The 22,377-nt window shown below is 64.5% G+C and carries 27 protein-coding genes; 4 read left to right on the forward strand and 23 right to left on the reverse strand.

What is annotated here, in order from left to right; all coding sequences use genetic code 11:
- Window positions 1-97 precede the first annotated feature (97 nt).
- From P9236_RS19015 to tesB, 4 genes are all read right to left on the reverse strand, one after another.
- A complete protein-coding gene (locus P9236_RS19015; RefSeq protein WP_278076019.1) occupies window positions 98-373 on the reverse strand; it encodes a hypothetical protein in 276 nt (91 codons plus the stop codon).
- A 337-nt stretch (window positions 374-710) separates the two neighbouring features.
- Entirely contained in the window at window positions 711-2,057 is a 1,347-nt protein-coding gene (locus tag P9236_RS19020; RefSeq protein ID WP_278076020.1) for an ammonium transporter, read from the reverse strand.
- Window positions 2,058-2,088: 31 nt separating this feature from the next.
- A complete protein-coding gene (locus P9236_RS19025; protein ID WP_006327120.1) occupies window positions 2,089-2,427 on the reverse strand; it encodes a P-II family nitrogen regulator in 339 nt (112 codons plus the stop codon).
- Between the two features lie 349 nt (window positions 2,428-2,776).
- A complete protein-coding gene (gene tesB / locus P9236_RS19030) occupies window positions 2,777-3,640 on the reverse strand; it encodes an acyl-CoA thioesterase II (protein WP_278076048.1) in 864 nt (287 codons plus the stop codon).
- Between the two features lie 108 nt (window positions 3,641-3,748).
- Here tesB and P9236_RS19035 point away from each other — a divergent pair, with 108 nt between their 5' ends.
- Entirely contained in the window at window positions 3,749-5,011 is a 1,263-nt protein-coding gene (locus P9236_RS19035) for a ubiquinone biosynthesis hydroxylase (RefSeq protein WP_278076021.1), read from the forward strand.
- Between the two features lie 270 nt (window positions 5,012-5,281).
- Here P9236_RS19035 and P9236_RS19040 read toward each other — a convergent pair whose 3' ends face one another.
- The 3 genes from P9236_RS19040 to P9236_RS19050 form a co-directional block, all read right to left on the reverse strand.
- Window positions 5,282-5,812, reverse strand: coding sequence for a hypothetical protein (locus tag P9236_RS19040; RefSeq protein ID WP_278076022.1), 531 nt, complete (start codon window positions 5,810-5,812; stop codon window positions 5,282-5,284).
- Window positions 5,813-5,927: 115 nt separating this feature from the next.
- Window positions 5,928-6,284: a YciI family protein gene (locus P9236_RS19045; protein WP_278076023.1), complete on the reverse strand. Its 357-nt coding sequence runs from the start codon at window positions 6,282-6,284 to the stop codon at window positions 5,928-5,930.
- A gap of 2 nt (window positions 6,285-6,286) precedes the next feature.
- Entirely contained in the window at window positions 6,287-6,508 is a 222-nt protein-coding gene (locus P9236_RS19050) for a hypothetical protein (protein WP_278076024.1), read from the reverse strand.
- Between the two features lie 217 nt (window positions 6,509-6,725).
- Here P9236_RS19050 and P9236_RS19055 point away from each other — a divergent pair, with 217 nt between their 5' ends.
- Window positions 6,726-7,151, forward strand: coding sequence for an OsmC family protein (locus P9236_RS19055; RefSeq protein ID WP_278076025.1), 426 nt, complete (start codon window positions 6,726-6,728; stop codon window positions 7,149-7,151).
- Window positions 7,152-7,366: 215 nt separating this feature from the next.
- On the opposite strand, the gene P9236_RS19060 is transcribed toward P9236_RS19055, so the two are convergent.
- From P9236_RS19060 to P9236_RS19090, 7 genes are all read right to left on the reverse strand, one after another.
- Window positions 7,367-7,999: a DUF480 domain-containing protein gene (locus P9236_RS19060; protein ID WP_278076026.1), complete on the reverse strand. Its 633-nt coding sequence runs from the start codon at window positions 7,997-7,999 to the stop codon at window positions 7,367-7,369.
- Window positions 8,000-8,145: 146 nt separating this feature from the next.
- Entirely contained in the window at window positions 8,146-8,925 is a 780-nt protein-coding gene (locus P9236_RS19065) for a succinate dehydrogenase iron-sulfur subunit (RefSeq protein ID WP_278076027.1), read from the reverse strand.
- On the reverse strand, window positions 8,925-9,359 hold the full coding sequence (locus P9236_RS19070; protein WP_278076028.1) for a DUF3052 domain-containing protein: 435 nt from the start codon (window positions 9,357-9,359) through the stop codon (window positions 8,925-8,927). The genes P9236_RS19065 and P9236_RS19070 overlap by 1 nt, the downstream gene beginning before the upstream one ends.
- 2 nt (window positions 9,360-9,361) lie before the next feature.
- Window positions 9,362-11,200, reverse strand: coding sequence for a succinate dehydrogenase flavoprotein subunit (gene sdhA, locus P9236_RS19075; RefSeq protein WP_278076029.1), 1,839 nt, complete (start codon window positions 11,198-11,200; stop codon window positions 9,362-9,364).
- A 4-nt stretch (window positions 11,201-11,204) separates the two neighbouring features.
- Window positions 11,205-11,600 (reverse strand): succinate dehydrogenase, hydrophobic membrane anchor protein, encoded by a 396-nt coding sequence (sdhD, locus tag P9236_RS19080; RefSeq protein ID WP_278076030.1) that lies wholly within the window; start codon window positions 11,598-11,600, stop codon window positions 11,205-11,207.
- Entirely contained in the window at window positions 11,600-12,022 is a 423-nt protein-coding gene (gene sdhC, locus P9236_RS19085) for a succinate dehydrogenase, cytochrome b556 subunit (protein WP_278076031.1), read from the reverse strand. Before sdhC ends, sdhD begins: the two co-directional genes overlap by 1 nt.
- A 224-nt stretch (window positions 12,023-12,246) precedes the next feature.
- Window positions 12,247-12,699: a hypothetical protein gene (locus tag P9236_RS19090; protein WP_278076032.1), complete on the reverse strand. Its 453-nt coding sequence runs from the start codon at window positions 12,697-12,699 to the stop codon at window positions 12,247-12,249.
- A 308-nt stretch (window positions 12,700-13,007) separates the two neighbouring features.
- Between P9236_RS19090 and P9236_RS19095 the strand changes: the two genes are divergently transcribed.
- Window positions 13,008-13,361, forward strand: a complete 354-nt coding sequence (locus P9236_RS19095) for a hypothetical protein (protein WP_278076033.1) — start codon at window positions 13,008-13,010, stop codon at window positions 13,359-13,361.
- On the opposite strand, the gene P9236_RS19100 is transcribed toward P9236_RS19095, so the two are convergent.
- Window positions 13,345-14,547: a GGDEF domain-containing protein gene (locus P9236_RS19100; RefSeq protein ID WP_278076034.1), complete on the reverse strand. Its 1,203-nt coding sequence runs from the start codon at window positions 14,545-14,547 to the stop codon at window positions 13,345-13,347. The genes P9236_RS19095 and P9236_RS19100 overlap by 17 nt on opposite strands.
- Window positions 14,548-14,712: 165 nt before the next feature.
- Window positions 14,713-15,909, reverse strand: a complete 1,197-nt coding sequence (locus P9236_RS19105) for a GGDEF domain-containing protein (protein ID WP_278076035.1) — start codon at window positions 15,907-15,909, stop codon at window positions 14,713-14,715.
- A gap of 125 nt (window positions 15,910-16,034) precedes the next feature.
- On the opposite strand from P9236_RS19105, the gene P9236_RS19110 reads away from it, so the two are divergent.
- On the forward strand, window positions 16,035-16,349 hold the full coding sequence (locus P9236_RS19110) for a hypothetical protein (protein WP_278076036.1): 315 nt from the start codon (window positions 16,035-16,037) through the stop codon (window positions 16,347-16,349).
- A gap of 67 nt (window positions 16,350-16,416) precedes the next feature.
- Here the strand turns inward: P9236_RS19110 and leuC are convergent, their stop codons facing one another.
- From leuC to P9236_RS19145, 7 genes are all read right to left on the reverse strand, one after another.
- Entirely contained in the window at window positions 16,417-17,826 is a 1,410-nt protein-coding gene (gene leuC / locus P9236_RS19115) for a 3-isopropylmalate dehydratase large subunit (protein ID WP_278076037.1), read from the reverse strand.
- 80 nt (window positions 17,827-17,906) lie between these two features.
- Entirely contained in the window at window positions 17,907-18,059 is a 153-nt protein-coding gene (locus P9236_RS19120; protein WP_278076049.1) for a hypothetical protein, read from the reverse strand.
- 174 nt (window positions 18,060-18,233) lie between these two features.
- Window positions 18,234-18,869 (reverse strand): class I SAM-dependent methyltransferase, encoded by a 636-nt coding sequence (locus P9236_RS19125; RefSeq protein WP_278076038.1) that lies wholly within the window; start codon window positions 18,867-18,869, stop codon window positions 18,234-18,236.
- 62 nt (window positions 18,870-18,931) lie between these two features.
- On the reverse strand, window positions 18,932-19,744 hold the full coding sequence (locus P9236_RS19130; RefSeq protein ID WP_278076039.1) for an amino acid ABC transporter permease: 813 nt from the start codon (window positions 19,742-19,744) through the stop codon (window positions 18,932-18,934).
- Between the two features lie 266 nt (window positions 19,745-20,010).
- Complete coding sequence (locus P9236_RS19135) at window positions 20,011-20,808, reverse strand: transporter substrate-binding domain-containing protein (RefSeq protein ID WP_278076040.1); 798 nt, start codon at window positions 20,806-20,808, stop codon at window positions 20,011-20,013.
- 171 nt (window positions 20,809-20,979) lie between these two features.
- Window positions 20,980-21,480: a MarR family transcriptional regulator gene (locus tag P9236_RS19140; RefSeq protein WP_278076041.1), complete on the reverse strand. Its 501-nt coding sequence runs from the start codon at window positions 21,478-21,480 to the stop codon at window positions 20,980-20,982.
- Entirely contained in the window at window positions 21,477-21,911 is a 435-nt protein-coding gene (locus tag P9236_RS19145) for an organic hydroperoxide resistance protein (RefSeq protein ID WP_278076042.1), read from the reverse strand. The genes P9236_RS19140 and P9236_RS19145 overlap by 4 nt, the downstream gene beginning before the upstream one ends.
- Between the last annotated feature and the right edge of the window lie 466 nt (window positions 21,912-22,377).

Here is a 22,377-nt window from a genome sequence, read left to right on the forward strand (position 1 = left end):
CATGGCCTTTTACCGAGATGCACCTCGGAAAGGAAATGGCGGGCCGTCGAGCCCGCCATCCTTCTTTTCAGGCCGTTTGGGGCCCGACCTTCTGCGGTCACTTGTGACCGGCGTACATCATCAGGCTGGCGCAGAATTCGGCATGAGGCTTGCTCATCGCCGCGTCCTGGCACTCCTTCATCATCGCGTCCTGCTTGTCCTTCGCCGTCGATGCCCAGGCCGCCTTGAAATCAGCCTCGGACTTCATGGTCTTCATGCTGGAATCGGTGAAGAACGGGGCCATATTGTCAGGCTCGTCGAGAGCACCGGCAAGTGCAACGCCGCCGAGCATCGACAGAGCCATTGCTCCCAGGAAGATATCCTTGAAGTTCATCGGTTGGTTCCTTCCCTGTTATTTGGTGAACGCCACGATGACGGTCGCAATCCCAGTACGGAACCGGAAAGACCAGTGTTTCACGCATACGCGATCAAGTGAATGTGATCGAAACGCCGCGTGCTCGTCCGCCGGCAAAAAAGGAGGCCCGGAAGGTCGTTCCGGGCCTCAAGGCGTGAGCCCCTTTCGAGAGCGTCACGACGGGATCTTGGGAGTAAAATCCACGCAAACCGCTTCGCGGCTTTCCGGGGCCGGCGGGAGGAGGATCCGCCGGCCCCTGGGGCAATTCCGGGAAAAGTTCGGAATTGCGCCGACAAGGAGATAGGCAGAGCCGGCCTTACGGCACCACTTCGCCGTGCTGTGTGACGTCGAGGCCTTCGACCTCTTCCTGAGCGCTCGGGCGCAGGCCGACCAGCGCCTTCACGATGAAGAGGATCACGAAGGTGGCGATCGCCGTCCACAGGATGGTGAAGACGATGCCGTAGATCTGCGTGCCGACCGACGCGCCCTTGCCGAGCGCATTGATCGCCGGATCGGCGAGCGCGCCGGTGAGCAGCGCGCCGACCACGCCGCCGACGCCGTGGACGCCGAAGGCATCGAGCGAGTCGTCATAGCCCATCGCATGCTTCAGCTTGACAGCGGACAGGTAGCAGACGACGCCGGCGATGATGCCGACGATGAAGGCGCCGGTCGGGTTGACGAAGCCGGAAGCCGGCGTCACCGCGACCAGGCCGGCGACGGCCCCGGAGATGATGCCGAGCACCGAGGGCTTCTTGGCGACGATCCATTCGGCGAACATCCAGGCCAGCGCCGCCGCGGCGGTGGCGACCTGCGTGTTCATCATCGCCGCACCCGCGAGGCCGTCGGCCGCGAGCTCCGAGCCGGCGTTGAAGCCGAACCAGCCGACCCACAGCAGCGAGGCGCCGATCACCGAATAGACGAGGTTGTGCGGCGCCATGTTGGTGGTGCCATAGCCCTCGCGCTTGCCGAGAACGAGCGCGCAGACGAGACCCGCGACGCCGGCATTGATGTGGACGACCGTGCCGCCGGCGAAGTCGAGCACGCCGGCCGAGCCGAGGAAGCCGCCGCCCCACACCCAGTGTGCGATCGGCGCGTAGACGAAGACCAGCCACAGGCCCATGAAGATCAGCAGCGCCGAGAACTTCATGCGCTCGGCGAAGGCGCCGGCGATCAGCGCCGGCGTGATGATGGCGAAGGTCAGCTGGAACATCGAGAAGACCAATTCAGGGATGTTCGCCACGCCCGGCAGCCACAGCGTCGCGGTGGTGATGCCGTGGTGGAAGAATTTTGAGAAGCCGCCGATATAGGCGTTCGTGCCGCCGCCGTCGGAGAAGGCGAGCGAATAGCCGAACATGAACCACAGCACCGTCACCAGGCAGGTGATGGCGAAGCTCTGCATGATGGTGGCGAGCACGTTCTTCTTGCGCACCATGCCGCCGTAGAACAGCGCCAGGCCGGGAATGGTCATCATCAGCACCAGCGCCGTCGAGGTCAGCATCCAGGCGGTGTTGCCGGTATCAAGCACCGGGGTCGGCGCGGCGGGTGCGGCCGGCGCTGCCGCTGGAGCGGCCTCCTGCGCGAAGGCGGCGGCGGTGCTCAGCGCTACGAGAGCGAGCGAAGCGGCCGCGCGTCCCGTCGTCTTCAAGGTGGAAGGTATATTCATAGAACTCTCCGTTGGAATGGCTGGTCGCCGCTTAGAGCGCGTCGGTGTCTGTTTCGCCGGTGCGGATGCGCACCGCCTGGTCGATGCCGAAGACGAAGATCTTGCCGTCGCCGATCTGGCCGGTCTTGGCGGCCGCGGTGATGGCTTCGACGGCCTTGTCGACCATGTCGGCGCCGACTGCGACTTCGATCTTGATCTTGGGCAGGAAGCTGACCGCGTATTCCGCGCCGCGATAGATTTCCGTATGTCCCTTCTGACGCCCGTAGCCTTTGACTTCGGTGACGGTCAGGCCCTGGATGCCGACGGCGGTGAGCGCTTCGCGCACCTCGTCGAGCTTGAACGGCTTGATGATTGCCATCACGATTTTCATAAGGTTTCACCCTTTGCTGTTGCGGTCCCCCGCGATTGCACGACTTCGCCGATCCCGTGGGAGCCGGAGAGTGCCCGACAGGATTCAAGCTTCGTGCCAATTGCCGAGGCAGGGCGTTAACCTATTGTAAACAAAGGGAGCGATGCTGCTGGAACCAGTGTCTGCCCAAAGCGGCGGTTGCCTGCCTGATTAAAAAATAGGCAATTTTAAAAAAATGCCTATTTCGCAAGCTTGTGGCGCAACTGTGGGCAGCGGCAGTGGGTTGACGCAAGAAATTCCGCGCAAAATCGGGTCTGGCCGATTTCTTTTGCGCGACGAAGGCGCCCACGCTGGAAAAGAGCTGGCCTGTTCAGCGCCGCAGCCGGATCAGGCCTTCCTGGGCAACCGAGGCGATCAAGATTCCATCGCGCGCGAACAGCGACCCGCGAGTGAAGCCGCGCGAGCCTTGCGTGGAGGGACTGTCCTGCGTGTAGAGGATCCAGTCGTCCAGCGAATGGCTGCGATGGAACCACATCGCGTGGTCGAGGCTGGCCGCCTGGATGTCGCGGTCGAAAATGGCGCGGCCATGCGCGAAGGTCGAGGTGTCGAGCAGCGTCATGTCGGAGAGGTAGGCGAGCACGGCCGCCTGGGTCGCGCGGTCTTCCGGCACCGGACCGGTGGTGCGGATCCAGATGTTCTGCTCCGGCTCCAGCTTCTCGCGGCTGGTATAGTGCTTGAGCATCACCGGCTTCATCTCGATCGGCCGGTCGCGCTCCCAGTAGCGCCGGATGCCTTCCGGCACCGCCTCGCCGAACTTGCCGAGCAGCTCGCGCTGCGAAAGCAGCGTGTCGGGCGCCGGCACGTCGCGCGGCATCGGCAGCTGATGCTCCAGCCCCATTTCGTCCTGCTGGAACGAGGCTTCCAGCGAGAAGATCGCCTGCCCGTGCTGGATCGCCACCACCCGGCGCGTGGTGAAGGAACCGCCGTCGCGGATGCGGTCGACCTCGTAGACGATCGGCACCTTGGTGTCGCCGGGCCGCATGAAATAGCCGTGCAGCGAATGCACATGGCGCTCGGGCTCGACGGTGCGCTGGGCCGCGACCAGCGCCTGGGCGATGGTCTGGCCGCCAAAGACCCGCTGCCAGTCGAGCTTGGGGCTGCGACCACGATACAGATTGTGCTCGAGCTTCTCGAGGTCGAGAATGTCGAGAAGCTCGTCCATGGCCGCTGTCATGTTCCACGTCTCTCGAAGATGCGTCATGGCGGGTTTCGGACAGGACGGGCGGGCAAGTCAAGCTGCAACGGCCGCCGCCACGGCCGGAAGCCGCGAAAGGAAAGTGCGATGGTCGACCGCAGGGTGAATGGGCCAGACAAAGCCTCCGTGGATGTGCTGGTGGCGGGCGCCGGCTATGTCGGCCTTGCCGCCGCCGTATCGCTGAAACAGGCACGCCCCAGCCTCGGCGTCGCCATCGTCGATGCCGCACCCGCCGGCGTCTGGCAAAAGGACGGCCGTGCCTCGGCGATCGCCGCCGCGGCCTGCCGCATGCTGGAGCAGCTCGGCGTCTGGGACGAGATCGCGCCGGAGGCGCAGGCGATCACCGAGATGGTCATCACCGACTCGCGCACCGCCGATCCGGTACGTCCGGTGTTCCTCACTTTTGACGGCGAGGTGGCTCCCGGCGAGCCCTTCGCCCATATGGTCGCCAACCGGGAGCTGAACGGGGCGCTGCGCCGCCGCGCCGCAAAGCTCGGCATCGACATAATCGAAGGCATGGCTGTCAGCCCCTTCGACACGAACGGCGCCGGCATCACCGTGCATCTGGCCGATGGTGCCGCGCTCAGGGCCCGATTGCTGATCGCCGCCGACGGCGTCAATTCGAAGCTGCGCGACATGGCCGGCATCAAGACGGTGAAATGGGAATACGGCCAGTCTGGCATCGTCTGCACCGTGGCCCACGAGCGCCCGCACAACGGCCGCGCCGAGGAACATTTCTTGCCCGCCGGGCCATTCGCCACGCTGCCGCTGAAACCCGACAAGGACGGGACCAACCGCTCCTCGATCGTCTGGGTCGAGCGCTCGCAAGACGCGCAAAAACTTGTCGATGGTGACGAGTTCGTCTTCGAGCACGAGCTGGAGCAGCGCTTCAGCTTGAAGCTCGGCGAGATCCGCGTCGCCGACAAGCCGCGCGCCTGGCCGCTCGGTCTGACCCTTGCCCGCGCCTTCGTGGCGCCGCGCATCGCGCTCGCCGGCGATGCCGCGCACGGCATCCACCCGATCGCCGGCCAGGGCCTCAATCTCGGCTTCAAGGATGTGGCGGCGCTTGCCGAAGTCGTGGTCGAGGCCGACCGGCTCGGCCAGGACATCGGCGCGCTTGATGTGCTCGAACGCTACCAGCAGTGGCGCCGCTTCGACACGCTGCAGATGGGCGTCACCACCGACGTGCTGAACCGGCTGTTTTCGAACGACATCGGCCCGCTGCGCGCCGTGCGCGATATCGGCCTCGGCCTGGTCGAGCGCATGCCGAAACTGAAGGATTTCTTCATCCGCCAGGCCTCGGGCCTGTCCGGCGACACGCCAAGGCTGCTCAAGGGCGAGGCGATCTAGCGCTTGGCGATTGGCCGAGGCCTGCATGACGTCGTCATCCAAGGGCGGAGCGGGAGCGAAGCGGACGCGAAGACCCGAGGATCCATTCCGTGACTCCAATCGTAGGGTGCTGCGGAGCAGAATTCTGCACCGCTGCAACGCTTATAGGTAACGGAATGGATTCTATGGTCTGCGCCGCGTCGCTTCCTCCTTGCTCCGCCATAGAATGACGATGCGATGGGCGTTTCGGCTAATCACGAAGGCAGGCGATCCGGCTGCCACAGCTTCAGCTTAGTTCACCTCGAAGCCCAGCTTCTGCCTCAGCCTCAGCATCCGCTGGTCGGCGATCCGCAGCCGTTGCTCGCCTCCTTGTGCGACGCGGCTCAGCATCCTGAGCAGATCGTCGCGCTCGTGCGGGTCGAGGCGTTCGCGCAGGAACGGCGCCAGCTTGTCGATGACGATCGTCGTGTCGTCGATCTGCGCGGCGGCCCATTTGGCATAGACGACCGCCTCATCGGTCTTCTTCGGACTCTCCGCAATCTCCGAAACCACTTCACGGATCACGGCTTCGCGCCGCGGCAGGATCGGGCCATGTTCCGAAACGATTGCGGTGATCAGCGTTGCGGCCGCAACGACGGGGTCGTCGATTGCCGTCAAGGGCGAAAGTGCTGCCTGCTTGCGCAGCTTCTTGCGACGGATATTGCCTTGCACGCGCCCGACGACATCAGCGACCTCGCGCGCGGCCTCGTTCATGGCTTTCATCCGATACCACCAGATGGCCGCGGCGCCCAGCACGCCAAGGAGAGCAATCAAGAAAGGCATGCCGAATTCCCCCCGAAATCCGGGCAACGATAGGGGAAGCGCGGCATCGCATCAACACGCGACAAATTGCGGCGATGAAGAAACCCCTAATGTTCCTGATCGCCATACGACGGCATCATGACCCCGGTATGTCGTAGATCGCCCTGACCTCGACGGTGCCGAGCTCGGCCAGCGGAATGCCGTCCGCGATCGCCAGCGCCTCGTCGAGATCCGCAGCCTCCACCATGACGAAGCCGAGCAGCTGCTCTTTCGTCTCGGCGAACGGGCCGTCGGTGACCAGACGCTTGCCCTTGCGCCGCCTCAGCGATTTCGACGTCTTCACCGTCTGCAGCGCCTGCGCGATAATCAGCTTCCCCTGTTGGTCGAGCAATCTGTCGTACGCGAGCGAGTCGGCGTCGAGCTTGGCCGATCTCTCCGGCGTGAGCGCGAAAAGGTCTTTTTCCTCGCCATAGACCAGCAGGACATATCTCATTGTCAGTTCCCTTCCTGTGATGAACCATAGGAGGCGACGGCGACGCTGTCAGCCTTGCCTCTGACGGCCGCCGCATGATCGAGCAGGCATGCCGACACGCCGATGACGGCCACCGCCGCCACCAGCCGGCCGACGCCGACTGGCGGCGGATCCAGCCAGAACTCTTCCGGCGGCTGCGCCTTGCGGCCGGGGCGTCTCCAAAGTGCGAAGAACAGATTGTCCATCCTGACCCTCCATCGGCCGTAACTCGGTGGCCGCCCGCAGGACGGTCAGGCCCCCTGGAAGTCGACATTTCTGCACGCGCATTTTTTCGAGAATTTTTTCGCAGGCGCCGTTAGTGCGGATATCATCGCGCCATGGCCTTCCGGCGCGCCCGCGCTATAGTTCAGAGGGAACGCCGGCGCCCCGCCGGCGCGAACCCCGACAAGCCAGGAGGACTTCATGGACCGCACCGCAAACGCCGTCTGGAAAGGCAATCTGAAGGAGGGCAAGGGCACGCTGGACACGCAGAGCGGCACCTTGAAGGGCACACCCTATTCGTTCAAGGCGCGCTTCGAGGACGAGAGCGGCAAATCCGGCACCAATCCGGAAGAGCTGATCGCCGCCGCCCATGCCGGCTGTTACGCCATGCAGCTTTCGCACTTCCTGGCCGAGAACGGCACGCCGGCCGCCGAGCTCGACGCCAAGGCGGTGGTGACGCTGGTGCCTGGCACCGGCATCACCGGCAGCGCCATCACGCTCTTCGGCAAGGTGCCGGGCATCGATGCGGCGAAATTCAAGGAGCTGGCCGAGAAAGCCAAGGCCGAATGCCCGGTCTCGAAGGCGCTCGGCGCGATAAAGGTGTCGCTCGACGCAAGGTTGGGGTGATTGGGCGTTATATTGCCTAGGCCGCGCTCCTTCACGCCCCCCTCTGGCCTGCCGGCCATCTCCCTCACAAGGGGGGAGATCACATTCGCGCCGGTCTTCGCCAATCACCGTTCTTGAAAGAAGAGCGCCAGCGAGGGAGCGCTAATCTCCCCCTTGTGGGGGAGATGTCCGGCAGGACAGAGGGGGCGCTGTCCCGCCGACGTTCCAGTTAATGATTAGCCGCCCAGCGCCTCGATCTTCGCCCGCAGCGCCGCGATCTCTTCCTCCAGCGCCCTCACCCGTGCCTCGAGATCGGCATCCGATGACGACGCCGGCGGCTGCCAAGGCGCCGCCACCGCGGCTGCTTCCACCGGCCCGCTCAGCAGATGCACATAACGCTCCTCGCGCTGTCCGGGGGCGCGTTCGAGCAATTGCACCAGCGGCGGCCGGCGGCCGATCATCAGATCGAGATTGTCGCGAAGCTCCTCGATTGACCCAAAGCGCGCCATGCGTTCCGAGCGCGCGAGGAGTTCATGCGCGGTCTGCGCGCCGCGCAGGAGCAGCAGGCCGACGATGGCGATCTGCGGCGTGGTCAGCGAGAAGCGCTGCGCCATCAGATGCTCGTAGCGCTCGACGCGCGAGGCAAACGCCTGCCGCACCAGACCTTTCTGCTCGAGCGAGCCGAGCGCCCGCCGAACCTCCGTCAGCTCCAGCGTCATCACCGGCTCGCGCGCCGTCTTCTGGTTGGCCGCGGCATGCGCGCCGTTGAGCGTCAGCGGATAGACGTCGGGCGTCAGCTCCTTCTTCTCGATCAGGCAGCCGAGCACGCGCGCTTCGGTGGCGGAGAGGATGGGGAGGTCTTCGCTCATTGGGTTCCGATCCTTTCTGACGCCGGCGGGACAGCGCCCCCCTCTGGCCTGCCGGCCATCTCCTCCACTTGGGGGGAGATGTCCGGCAGGACAGAGGGGGCGCGAAGGATCACTACCTACGAAGTGATCGAGAGGATCGTCGGGCCCTAAACCCTTCTCTCCACCATCATCTTCTTGATCTCCGCAATCGCCTTCGCGGGATTGAGTCCCTTCGGGCAGGTCTGCGCGCAATTCATGATGGTGTGGCAGCGGTAGAGCCGGAACGGGTCTTCGAGATTGTCGAGCCGTTCGCCGGTCGCCTCGTCGCGGCTATCGATCAACCAGCGATAGGCCTGCAGCAGCGTCGCCGGGCCGAGATAGCGCTCGCCGTTCCACCAGTAGCTCGGGCAGGAGGTCGAGCAGCAGGCGCACAGGATGCATTCATAGAGCCCGTCGAGCTTCTCGCGGTCCTCATGGCTTTGCAGCCATTCCTTGGCCGGCTCGGGCGAGACCGTCTTCAGCCACGGCTCGATCGAGGCATGCTGGGCGTAGAAATTGGTGAGGTCGGGCACCAGATCCTTGACCACCGGCATGTGCGGCAGCGGATAGACCTTGATCGCGCCGGAAATGTCGTCGCAGCCCTTGGTGCAGGCCAGCGTGTTGGAACCGTCGATGTTCATGGCGCAGGAGCCGCAAATGCCCTCGCGGCAGGAGCGGCGCAGCGTCAGCGTCGGGTCGATCTTGTTCTTGATCCAGAGCAGCGCGTCGAGCACCATCGGCCCGCAATCGTCCATGTCGACGAAATAGGTGTCCATGCGCGGGTTTTCGCCGTCGTCCGGCGACCAGCGGTAGATCCGGTATTCGCGCAGGTTGGTGGCGCCCTCCGGCTTCGGCCAGGTCTTGCCCTGCTTGATCTGCGAGTTCTTCGGAAGCGTAAGTTCGACCATTACCTGCGGTCCTTTCGGATGACGAGCTTCAGCCCGGACCAGATTTCATTCACGGCGGCGACCTTGACGTCGACGAGATCGCGCTTCAGCGCCTCGGCGCGGACGACGTCCTCGGTGACGTCGGTAGCGACCTTCGATGCCCTCTTCGGCCAGGAGACCCAGATCATGCCGTCGCGCTTGATCGCCGTCTCGATGCCGGCCAGGCCGTCCTCGACCTCGGCGCGCTGCCGCGTGAAGGCATGCACGGCATCGTATTTTTGGTTGCCCGAGAGCGACGACCAGTTTGGCAGCCGATCGACCCCGGCAAAGGACACGGCGTCGGCAAGCTCATCGAGCTCCGGCGGCAGCGCGATGAAGGCGGCGACCATGCCGTCCTTCAGGCCGAGCTTGGCCGGAAGGGGCGTGCCGGAATATCCCGCCGCCGCCAGCGCCATGGTCAGTACACCCTGGCCTTCGGCGCGATCTTGGCCGGGTTGATGCCGCCGTCTTTTTCCGGCAGCAGCGTGTCTGTATGCACCGGCCGGTAGGTGAGCGTCACCTTGCCGTCCTCGCTGACGCGGGCCAGCGTATGCTTGCGCCAGTTGGCGTCGTCGCGCGCCGAGAAATCTTCCCGCGCGTGCGCGCCCCGGCTCTCCTTGCGCGCCGCGGCGCCGTGGACCGTGGTAATGGCGTTCGCCATCAAATTCTCCAGCTCCAGCGTCTCGACGAGATCGGAGTTCCAGATCAACGAGCGGTCGAACACCTTGAGATCCTTGAGCTCGCCCCAGATCGCGGAGACGCGCTTGCAGCCATTGTCCAGTGATTCCTGGGTGCGGAACACCGCCGCGTCCTCCTGCATCGCCTTCTGCATCTTTTCGCGCACTACGGCCGTCGGCGTCGAGCCATTGGCATGGCGCAGCCGGTCGAAACGATCCATGATCTTCTCGACCGAAGCCGCGTTGGGCGAAGGGATCGGTGAATTGCGGTCGATCACCTCGCCGGCCCTGATCGCCGCGGCGCGGCCGAAAACGACCAGATCGATCAGCGAATTCGAGCCCAGCCGGTTGGCGCCATGCACCGAAGCGCAGGCGGCCTCGCCCACCGCCATCAGCCCGGGCGATACGCGATCCGGGCTCCTTGCCGCCGGATTGAGCACTTCGCCCCAGTAGTTGGTCGGCACGCCACCCATATTGTAGTGCACCGTCGGCAGCACCGGGATCGGCTCCTTGGTCAGGTCGACGCCGGCGAAGATTTTTGCCGATTCCGAAATGCCTGGAAGCCTTTCGTGCAGGACGGCCGGGTCGAGATGGTCGAGATGCAGGAAGATGTGATCCTTCTTCGGCCCGACGCCGCGGCCTTCGCGGATCTCCAGCGTCATGCAGCGCGAGACCACGTCGCGCGAGGCAAGATCCTTGGCCGACGGCGCATAGCGCTCCATGAAGCGCTCGCCTTCGGAATTGACGAGATAGCCGCCCTCGCCGCGCGCACCCTCGGTGATCAGGCAGCCGGCGCCGTAGATGCCGGTCGGGTGGAACTGCACGAACTCCATGTCCTGCAGCGCGAGCCCGGCACGCGCGGCCATGCCGCCGCCATCGCCGGTGCAGGTGTGCGCCGAGGTGGCGGAGAAATAGGCGCGTCCATAGCCGCCGGTCGCCAGCACCACCATCTTGGCCGAGAAGCGATGGATGGTGCCGTCGTCGAGGTTCCAGGCAACGACGCCGGTGCAGGTGCCGTCAGGCTCCATGATCAGGTCGAGCGCGAAATACTCGATGAAGAACTGCGCGTTGTTCTTCAGCGACTGGCCATAGAGCGTGTGCAGCATGGCATGGCCGGTACGGTCGGCGGCCGCGCAGGTGCGCTGCACCGGCGGACCTTCGCCGAAATTCATCATCATGCCGCCGAACGGCCGCTGGTAGATCTTGCCTTCTTCCGTGCGCGAGAACGGCACGCCGTAATGCTCGAGCTCGTAGACCGCCGCAGGCGCCTCGCGCACCATGTACTCCTGCGCGTCGATGTCGCCCAGCCAGTCCGATCCCTTGACGGTGTCGAAGAGATGCCACTGCCAATTGTCCGGCCCCATATTGGCGAGCGAGGCGGCAATGCCGCCCTGGGCCGCGACGGTATGCGAGCGCGTCGGGAACACCTTGGTGATGCAGGCGGTGCGCAGCCCCTGCTCGGCCATGCCGAGCGTGGCGCGCAGGCCGGCGCCGCCGGCGCCGACGATCACCACATCGAATTTGTGATCGATAAAGGTATAGGCGGAAGCCGCTTTGGCGGTCGATGCGTCCTTGGCCAAGACTTCAGCCTCCGAATGCCAGTTTGAGCAGGGCGAAGAGCGAGGCGACGCCGACTGCCACTGTGAAGAATGTGTTGAGCGCGATCAGCGCCAGCTTCATGCCCTCGCCATGCACATAGTCCTCGATGATCACCTGCATGCCGAGCCGCATGTGGTAGAGCCCGGAAATGAGCACCAGCGCCAGCACCAGCGCCACGAAGGGATTGGCGAGCGAAGCCCGCACGTCGGCATAGCCGTGGCCGTTGACCGCTATCAGGAAGCCGACGAAGAACAGGATGAGGGGGATGTTGGCGATCGCCGTCAGCCGCTGCCGCCAGAAATGCTGCGTGCCCTCGCGGGCCGAGCCCAGGCCGCGGACCTTGGCCAGCGGCGTGCGCATGTCGGTGTTCTTCGCGCTCATCAGAAGGCTCCCCGCGCCATGTAGCCGGCGATCCAGATCAAAAGCGTGAGCACGATCGAGCCGGCAAGCGTCGCCCAGGCGATCTTCGAGGCGGTGTGTTTTTCCAATCCCGCGCCGGTATCCCAGACGAGATGGCGCAGCCCGCCCAGCATATGGTGCATCAGCGCCCAGGTGTAGCCGAACAGGATCAGCCGGCCGAGCCAGGAGCCGAAAGCCCAGTCGACCCGGTCGAAAGCGGCCTGCGAGCTCGCCGCCGCGATCAGCCATGCCGCCACCAGAAGCGTGCCGAAATAGAGCGCGCCGCCGGTGATGCGATGGATGATCGACATCGTCATCGTGATCGGCGGCCGGTAGATCGTCAGATGCGGCGAAAGCGGCCGCTCATGTCTGGCAATTGCGCGGGTGGCTGGTGATTTGCTCATGGCTCCCCCAGTTCGGCGTTCCGGAGCCGCGATAGGTGCGGCATTTGCCGTCTCCATATATGGCTTCGGATAGGCGGTTTCTAATGCGCTTTTTGCACCGCGTCAAAGCCGGAAAATCGTTTTGGAAAGGTCATTTAGTCTGACAAAAAGGGGAAATTTCGCTTCAATCGATTAGCGAGCGTTGCGAAGCCGGCGCAACGTCGCTGCAGTGCGATAGGCCGAGGTCATCTTGCGCAGGTCTGCGGCGTCGACCCCTTCTTCATCACCAGCGCTTCGCGTCCGTCGATCACGATCGCGTCATGCGTCGCCGCTTGGTAGCGGCTGCTCTGGTTGGCGGGCGACGCCGCGAACTCCTCGGTCCTGCCGTCCGCACCAACCACATGTAGTGACGTGCCGAGATTCTGGATGGTGATCATGCCGCCATTGCCGCATTTGTAGGTGGCCGTTCCGACACCGGATCGCGGCGCGGTCAAGTCGGTGATGATCTTGGTCGCGGGTGTCTTGGACGTTGCAGCAGTTGCTGCGGCGGGCGCGGCGGGTTGCTGCGTTGGACCAGGCGAGACTGCCGGCGACACCGTGTTCGCCGCCTTCGGCGCGCCGTCCTGCGGCACGCAGGCAGCGACCGCGAAAAGCACCGGAACAACGAGCGACACCCGAACCGCGCGGTCAAACCTCATGCGCTGCCCCTTTCGTGCGCGGCACGCTAGAGCAATTCCAGGAAAAGTGGAAACGGTTTTCCGTCCGGAATTGCGTGAAAACAAAGAGATAGAGCCACGCGATGCGCCAAGATCAAGCTCGCCCGGAGACGATTGGGTTGGCCCAGGGGCGCGATGCGCAGAACAGCCGCCGAAATTAACCATGTTCATTAAGTTCCGGCCCTGCAGGCGTCAGGCCCCTTAACAAAGGTTAAGAAAGGGTTAATTTCCGATTCGAACCACGTTTTGGGGCGCGACCCAAAAGGGTCGCGCGCATAAGGGAGAGCGACATGCGTTCGAAATCAGCGCGGGCAAGCTTCGCCGCCGTGACTCTGGCGGCTCTTGCCACCGCAATCGCAGCGCCGGCCGAGGCAGGTCTGCGCCATCACGACCGGGTCTATGCCGATTCCTTCGGCAATCTCGTCATCGACAGCGCCGCCGGCTACAAGCGCATCATCGTCGGCCAAGGCAGGCTCGCCAAGCAGCTTTCCGACTACACCGGCGCCGGGCAGCCCGACGTGATCTACGATTCGGACGATGCCGGCGCGCCTGGCTGCTACCAGCCGCCGGTTTTCGTCAAGGGCCGCTCCTATATGTACGGGCTTTCCGACGGCGAGATGCCCAACCTCAGCCCCTGCCGTTGAACAGCACCGGACCCTGCCGCAGGCCTCGCCCGGTCGAGACCCGGACGCAATCGCGACCGGCATTTTTGGCTGCATAGAGCGCGTCGTCGGCCCGACGAAGAAGATCTGAAAAACTCTCATCCGCGGCAAGCTCGGCGACACCGAAGCTTGCGCTGCAGCGATGATCGACGGGCAGGCCGTCGATCGGCAGAGCGCTGAACGCGCTGCGCGCGCCCTCGGCGAACAGCCGCGCCGCGGCAAGATTGGTGCCGGGCAGGATGATGGCGAATTCCTCGCCGCCGATGCGGCCGGCGACATGGTGCTCGGCCGCCGCCTCGCGCAGGAAGCCGGCAAAGGTCTCGATGACGCGATCGCCGCAGGCATGGCCGTAGCTGTCATTGATGCTCTTGAAGTAGTCGAGGTCGGCAATGAGCAGCGCCACCGGAACGCCCTGGCGCACGGCGTCGCGCATCGCAAGTGCGGCATGCCGCTCGAAGCCGCGACGGTTGAAGAGCCGCGAAAGCGCGTCCGTTTCCGACTTCGACGTGGCTTCGGCGAGCACGTCGCGCACCAGTATGGCGAGCGCAAGCAGCGCCACCGCCAAGCCGAACACGGTGCCGAGCGACTGCGACACCAGCGCATAGCTCGTCCCGACGTAGGATTGCGGATTGGCACCCCAGCCGCCCAACGCGCCGGCGATGAAAGGTTTCGAGGCAAACTGCGCGGCGCTCGCCGCGAGCACGAGCATCAATATGTGGTCGAGCCGCCCGAGCCTCTGCCTGGAGGACAGCACGATGCCGAGAGCGGTGAACTGCATGGCGGCATAGGGAAGCTGATAGGCCATCATGCGGGTGAGCGACTGGCGCGGCAGGTCTTGCACCAAGTAGACGGCGACCGAGGACACAGCCAGGAAGAACAGCATCGGCGCCCAAGGCGGCGTCACATCGTATTTGTGGGCAAGCCCGCCGTTGAAGGCAATGGTTGCGCCGAGGAAGACGGCGAAGGCTACGACGACCGGCAGCCGGGCATCGGCAAAGGCGGGGATGCTGAATTCGATGGCGAAATAGGCCATGCCGAGCACATAGCCGAAGGCCAGCCAGCGCGCCGGCACACGCCCGACGTCATAGATGGCGACCGTCATGAAGGCCGCCGCCAGAAGCCCGGCGACGAACAGATTGATCACCAGAATGAAATCAGCGCTGCCCATGTTCCTTGAGTCCCCCTGACAGAAAACCATCGACGGGCGAAAAACACGTTAACGCGGGCTATGGCGGCTGCATATCTTCGAGATTTGCCGAAGCGGCCTTCGCGGTCGCGAGAGCTTGCGGCCATCTCGAAAGTTGCGGCGTCTCGGACGCCCGAGGCCACCGTCTCAGCCGACGCTGACCGCGTCAGCCACGAAGACGGTTTCGGGGCGCTCGTAGGAGAGGCGGACGCTGTCGCGACCGTTCCTCTTGGCCTTGTAGAGCGCCTCGTCGGCGCGCCGCATCAGCGGCGCCAGGCCTTCATTCCCGGTGCGGGCGGCGACGCCGAAGCTCGCGGTCACCCTGACGCCGGAAGGAAGCCCGTCGATCGCGCCGGCCGAATAGTAGCTGCGGATCGCTTCGGCAAACAGGCGCGCCGAGGCGAGATCGCTGAGCGGCAAAAGCACGGCGAACTCCTCGCCGCCGATGCGGCCGGCAGCGCCCCGCGCGCCCGTGGCGAAACGCAGCTTGGCGGCGAAATCGGCAATCACCCTGTCGCCCGCCTCGTGCCCGTGCCGGTCGTTCAGCGCCTTGAAATGATCGAGGTCGGCAAGCACGAGCGCAACGGGAGATCCCGCCTTGGCGCATCGATCGAGCAGAAATGCCGCCCGATCCTCGAAGCCGCGGCGATTGAGGAGCCCCGACAGCGGGTCGGTCTGGGTCTCGGCCTTCAGCGCCTTCACCACGTCGAGCGCCGCCGCCGTGAACAGGCAGAGCGCGATCAGGAGCGACAAAAGCGCGTGCGACAGCAGCGCGGTCGTCCAATAGGACGAACCGTAGAAACCGTCATAGCTCGGGAACGGCCCATGCGCGATGACGACGATCAGGGTCCGGGCGGTGAAGTTCAGCGCCGAAAGCAACGACAGCACGAACAGGATCTTTTCGGTCGGCCCACTGTTGCGCACCGGCCTGAGCTCGGCCGCGACGAGCAGGCTCAAGCCGCCAAAGCCGAAATTCATGCTGAGCACGCGCCAGGTGAGATCCGGCTGGACGAACATGAACCATGCGAAGGCGGCGAGCCCGCCGCCGGTCATGATGCCGATGCCGATATAGGGCACACGCCGGCCGTAGCGGACGACGATCGCGCTGGAAAGACAGCAGGCGGCGATCGTGAAGCATATGTTGGAGATCAGCTTGGTCGCCACGACGCCGACCGGAAGCGTGAAATATTGCAGCAGGAAGCCCGCGGCCGACAGGCAATAGCTCGCCGCCAGCGCCGCCAGATACGGGCGGTGGCGCTGATGAAACCACAGCACGAGGAACGCAGCGCCGAGCGCCAGCGCTATCGTGGGATTGAGCAGCGCTATGAGCAGACCGGTGTCCAAACGACTGCGACTTTCCCCATCTTTACCCAGGGGGAGATACTAGTACGGAAGCGCAAACAAGCCGTTAAGCCAGGCTACGGAACGGCTCCGCAAGGCCGGCGTTTCCAACGAAAAGGAGAACGCCGATGGCCGGTACGATCACTCTGACCGATCACGATGCGATCCGTTCCTGGGCGGCGGCGCGCGCCGGATTCCCGGCCGTCGTCGACGTGTCGCCCGAGGCCGGAACGCAACCCATGCTGCGCCTGGTTTTTGGCCAGATCGCCTATGAAGACAACGACCGTCCGGAGCGGCCGTTCAACGCCGGCGGCTACGAATTGGTCGAATGGGACGAATGGTTCCAGATTTTCGACGAGCAGAAACTGGCGCTGGTGGTCGCCACGGACGAGCCCGGCCGACGCGAGGAGTTCCATCAGATCATCCGGCGCGGCGACCGCTGATCACCGCAAGCAAAAGCCCCGGATCACAAGCTGGTCCGGGGCCGTTTGTCGCGTTCCAAGCTGGCCGTTACTTCCAGTCGCGGATGTCGACGAAGTGGCCGGCGATCGCGGCGGCTGCCGCCATGGCCGGCGACACCAGATGGGTGCGGCCCTTGAAACCTTGCCGGCCCTCGAAATTGCGGTTCGAGGTCGAGGCGCAGCGCTCGTGCGGCTTCAGCCGGTCGTCATTCATGGCCAGGCACATCGAGCAGCCAGGCTCGCGCCAGTCGAAGCCGGCGGCGACGAAGATCTTGTCGAGACCCTCGGCCTCGGCCTGTTCCTTGACCAGGCCGGAGCCCGGCACGATCATCGCATTGACACGCGGATTGACCTTCTTGCCCTCGACCACCTTGGCGGCGGCGCGCAGGTCCTCGATGCGGCCATTGGTGCAGGAGCCGATGAAGACGCGATCGAGCGCGATGTCGGTGATCTTGGTTCCCGGCGTCAACCCCATATAGTCGAGCGCGCGCAGCTTCGAGGAACGCTTGTTCTCGTCCGCGATCTCTTCCGGATTGGGCACCACGCCTTGCACCGACACGACGTCCTCGGGCGAAGAGCCCCAGGAGACGATCGGCGGCAGCTTCTGCGCATCGAGCACAACCACCTTGTCGAAATGCGCGCCTTCGTCGGAATGCAGTGTCTTCCAATAAGCCATCGCCGCATCCCAGGCGGCGCCCTTCGGCGCGCGCGGCTTGTCCTTGACATAGGCGAAGGTGGTCTCGTCCGGCGCGATCAGGCCGGCCCGCGCCCCGCCTTCGATCGACATGTTGCAGATCGTCATGCGGCCTTCCATCGACAGCGAGCGGATCGCCTCGCCGGCATATTCGATGACATAGCCGGTGCCGCCGGCGGTGCCGATCTCGCCGATGATGGCCAGGATGATGTCCTTGGCGGTGACGCCTTCCGGAAGCTGACCGTCGACGCGCACCAGCATGTTCTTGGCCTTGCGCTGGATCAGCGTCTGCGTCGCCAGCACATGTTCGACCTCCGACGTGCCGATGCCATGCGCCAGCGCGCCGAAAGCGCCATGGGTGGAAGTATGGCTGTCGCCGCAGACGATGGTCATGCCGGGGAGCGTAAAACCCTGCTCCGGCCCGATGATGTGGACGATGCCCTGGCGGACGTCGTTCTCGGAATAATAGTCGATGCCGAAATCCTTGGCGTTCCTGGCCAGCGCCTCGACCTGGATACGGCTTTCCTCGTTCTTGATGCCGAACTTGCGCTCGGGCGAGGTCGGCACGTTATGGTCGACCACGGCGAGCGTCTTTTCCGGATGCCGAACTTTTCTGCCGCTCATGCGCAGGCCTTCGAAGGCCTGCGGGCTGGTGACCTCATGCACGAGGTGGCGGTCGATATAGAGCAGGCAGGTGCCGTCGTCCTGCCGGTCGACGACATGGTCGTCGAAGATCTTGTCGTAGAGGGTGCGCGGTGCGCTCATGTGCGTAAATCCGTCGATATGAGAATGGGAACAGCTGGCGCCGGGGCTGAAAGCCGGCGAAGCGACTTGATCAGTCGGCCTCAGCTAAGTCGGCTGGTGAGCGCGCCGCAGACGCGCGCGGCAAATCGCGACGGCAGGCGCTTCCTGTCCTGCAGCACGAAACCCTTATAGGCCGGATCGCTGAAAAGCTCTTCCATGGCGGGGTAGATAGCAATGTTTTGGCTTTTCGGCAATTAGCGCAGCGCGCCCTCCTTCTCCCCTTGGTGGGAGAAGGTGTCGCCGAAGGCGACGGATGAGCGGTGCTCCAGGGAATGCCAACGTCTCACTCCGCTGGAACACCCCTCATCCGTCTCGGCGCTATCGCGCCGATCCACCTTCCCCCACAAGGGGGAAGGGAAGGCCGGCGCTCACATCACCTCGAACACAAATGTCTTCACCAGCGCTTCCGGGTCGCCGATCGCATAGCAGCGGAACCACGGGCTTTGCTCGACGAGACGCCATTTCCCTGCACGCTCCAACTCGTCGAACACCGCTTGAAACCCGCCGCTCTCGAAAACCTGGTCGCGTACGGTGAAGATGGCATGGCCGCCGCTCTTCGTGATGCGCACCAGCTCGTGCAGGCCGGCGGCCGGCGCGTGGCCGATGGTGAAGACGCCGGTCGAGAAGAAGGCGCGGAAATGCCCGTCAGGCCAGGGCAGCGGGCCGCCGAGCATCGCCTTCTTCAGCTCGTTATAGGCCTGGCGGCTGCCGGCGAGCTTCAGCATGTCGTCGGAAAGGTCGACGCCCGCGATGTCGCCATAGCCCAGCGCCCTGAGCGACGGCCCCGACAGGCCGGTGCCGCAGCCGGCGTCGAGCAGCGGGCCTTCGCCCGAAGGCACGTGGCGCGCCACCCAGGCGGTGATGAGGAAAGGCAGGAGATAGCCGAGCGAGGCGGTCTCGCTGTCATAGGTCGCCGCCCATGCGGCATAGGCCTTGGCGAGCGCTTCCGGCGTCTCGGCCGTGTAGACGGAATCCAGCGCCGCATTGGCCTTGTCGAAATTCATGGGTCGGCTCCTCCCCGCCGCATGCATGTCATACCAAAAGTAGCGCGGTCTTTGCCCGACGGCTATTCCTCATGCTGCCGGCGCAGCCGCTGCTCCAGCGCCCTGAGCGCCAGCGACAGGCCGACGGTCAGGATGAGATAGATATAGGCGACGATCGAGTAGGTCTCGAAGAAGCGGAAGGAGCCGGCGGCATAGATCTTGCCGAGCTGGGTGATGTCGGCGACGCCCAGCACCGAGACCAGCGATGAATCCTTGACCATGGCGACGAAGTCGTTGCCGAGCGGCGGCAGGATGGTGCGGATCGCCTGCGGAAAGACGATCAGCCGGAAACGCTGGACGCGCGTCAGCCCAAGCGCCTTGGCCGCTTCGATCTGACCCTTCTCGACAGACTGGATGCCGGCCCTGAACACCTCCGAGATGAAGGTCGAATAGCCGATGGTCAGCGCCATGACGGCGCGCCATAGAAGCGAGATGTCGCGCACCAGAAGCTCGCCGAGGAAGCCCACGCTTTGAAGCGGCGCCGTCAACGCGTTCCACGCTGCGACGAAGGCCGGCGCGCCGGCAAAGGCGATCCAGAACAGGAGCACCAGGATCGGCACGCCGCGGATGATCTCGACATAGAAGCGGGCGATCTGCCGCAGCCACTGCGAGCCGGACAACGCCATCAGCGCGATGCCCAGCCCGAGCGCCGAGGCCAGCGCGAAAGCAACCACCGTGACGAAGACGGTGATGCCGATGCCCTTGGCGACGGTGGCGAACACCTCGGCATAGAGGTTGCTCGCGGCGATCGCCAGCGCCGCGGCCAATGCAAGGACGGCCGCGGCCGCCAGCCACCAGGGGAATTCGGGTTTGGCGTTGGATGCGGGCGCTGGCATCAGGCGATACCGGCGACCAAGCAATGAAGGTCGCGTTCCGGCACACCCCCCTCTGCCCTGCCGGGCATCTCCCCCGCAAGGGGGGAGATCAGACGTCGGGGCGGCTTTCGCCAATCACTTACGTTGAAGGATAGGCGCCATGGATGGAGCTGCCGATCTCCCCCCTTGCGGGGGAGATGGCCGGCAGGCCAGAGGGGGGTGGGAAGGAATGAGGCCTTTGCGAACTTGAGCCCCCCGCCACCCAGCATCACTCGCAGCAAAAGCGCCTACTGCCCCATCTTGTAGTCAAGGAACCACTTCTTGTTCAGCGCGTCCAGCGTGCCGTCGGCCTTGAGCGAGGCGATCGCGGCGTTGACCGGCTTCACAAGGTCGGAGCCCTTGGGGAAGATGAAGCCGAAATCCTCGGTGCCGAGCGGCCCGCCGATCAGCTTGAGCTTGCCTTCGGAGGCGTCGACATAGCCCTTGCCGGCGGTGCCGTCGGTGAGCACCACGTCGACGTCGCCGGACTTCAGCGCCTGTACGGTCGCGCCAAAGGTCTCGAACAGCTTGATGCGCGGATTCTGCTCGTTGCCGTCGAGAACGCTGTAGACCGCGGTGTAGAAGGGCGTGGTGCCCGGCTGGGCGCCGATCAGCCCGTCTTTGAAGGCGCCGAAAGTCTTGGCGTCGGTGAAGCGATTTTCGTCGCCGCGCACCAGCATGAACTGTTCCGAGCGCATATAGGGGTCGGAAAAGTCCACCTTCTGCTTGCGGTCATCCTTGATGGTGATGCCGGTCATGCCGATGTTGTACTGGTTGTCGGAAACCGCCTGGATCATCGCGTCCCAGGAGGTGTTCTGGTACTCGACCTTGAAGTTCAGCCGCTTGGCGATCTCGTCCATGGCGTCATATTCCCAGCCGATCTGCTTGCCGGTCTTCTTGTCGATGAACTGCAGCGGCGGATAGGCGTTCTCCGTCACCACCACGACCTTCTTGCCGCCGAGATCGGGCAGCGTATCGGCGAGCACGGCGACAGGCGCCAGAAGGCAGGCCAACAGGCCGGCCAGAAGCAGTTTCGACTTGATCATGACAAACTCCCCGAACGTGATGGCCGCACGATCCCGGTGCGCCAAGAGAACAACCGGCGCCGACTTTAGCTTGCCGCAAGCGCCTTGCAAGCCGGTCCGCTGCGGCATTCCCGCGTCGATGTGGATTCCAATGCTTCCGAGAGGTGAATTCGAGAACGGACGTTGCCGGGATCAGTCCTGATCGGCGGCGGCCTCGCGCAATCCCGCGACCAGCCGGGTAAGCGTGCCGTGCAGTGCTTTCAGCTCGGCGCGTTCCAGCGGCATGCTGCAGGCAAGCGCCGCCTGGACATCCTTCATGCTGGCGCGCAGCGCCTGGCCCCTGGCGGTCGGTTCGACCAGCACCCGGCGTTCGTCGGCGGCATCGCGCCGGCGGGTGACGAGGCCGCCCGCCTCCATCCGCTTGATCAGCGGCGTCAGCGTCGCCGAATCGAGACCCAGCGCCTCACCGAGCTCGCCGACGGTCATGGGTGAGCGCTGCCACAGCGCCAGCATCGCCAGATATTGCGGATAGGTGAGGCCGAGCGGTTCGAGCAGCGGCCGGTAAAGCCTGGTCATCAGCCCGCTTGCCGAATAGAGCGCGAAGCAGAGCTGCTGGTCGAGGCGCGGAACGGCGATCGCCCCGGCGTCATCCGCCGGGACATCCTCGGGTCTGTTTTCGATCTTCGTCGTCATGCCGCCTTTGCCGCAAGCGCCACCGTGGAAAGCGCCACGTCGATGTTGCCCCGAATGGCGTTGGAATAGGGGCAGACCTGGTGCGCTTCCGATACAAGCGCCTCCGCGCTCGCCCGATCAAGGCCTTTCGTCTCCGCCGCCAGCGCGACGCCGAGCCTGAAGCCGCCCTGATCGTTCGGATGGAGGCTGACGGTTGCCGTCACCGCCGCGTCCTCGAGCGGCAGCTTCTTCTTGCGCGCCACGAATCGTATGGCGCTTTCGAAGCAAGCGGCATAGCCTGCGGCGAAAAGCTGCTCGGGATTGGTGGCGCCACCCTGCCCGCCGAGCTCCTTCGGCATCGCCAGATCGACCTTGAGTAGGCCGTCGCTGGTCTCGGCATGGCCCGCGCGGCCGCCAACGACACGAGCCTGGGTGGTGTAGAGTGCTGACATATCGATCTCCGTTTATCTTGTACACTATTATCTAGTGTACAAGATAACTGGTTGTCAACCCCGATATCGTCATCCAGGGGCGGAGCGACGCGAAGCGGAGACCCAAGGGCCAAAGCGCTGCTCCTGCGTAGAAATCCGAAACGCGCTGGCGGTACAGAAAGGGGCGTGAAGGAACGCTGACCTATCACCCTCGTCATTTCTAGGGCGGAGCAAGGAGCGAAGCGACGCGCGCAGACCCTAGAATCCATTCCCGTGAGATAAGAGCGATGCTGCGGTGCAGACCTGTCTCTTCAGAGGTTTGAGGGAGCTCCATCCTCTACCGTCGCATTGCTCGCGAAGGTAACGGCATGGATTCTAGGGTCTCCGTTCCGCTTCGCGTCGCTCCGCCCTAGAATGATGGGTGGACGGCCCCTTGCGGCATCGAATGTGCCAAGCTGGGCTGTGATTAACTCCAGCGGAGGAGACC

The organism is Mesorhizobium sp. WSM4884, assembly GCF_029625675.1.
Taxonomy (GTDB): Bacteria; Pseudomonadota; Alphaproteobacteria; order Rhizobiales; family Rhizobiaceae; genus Mesorhizobium.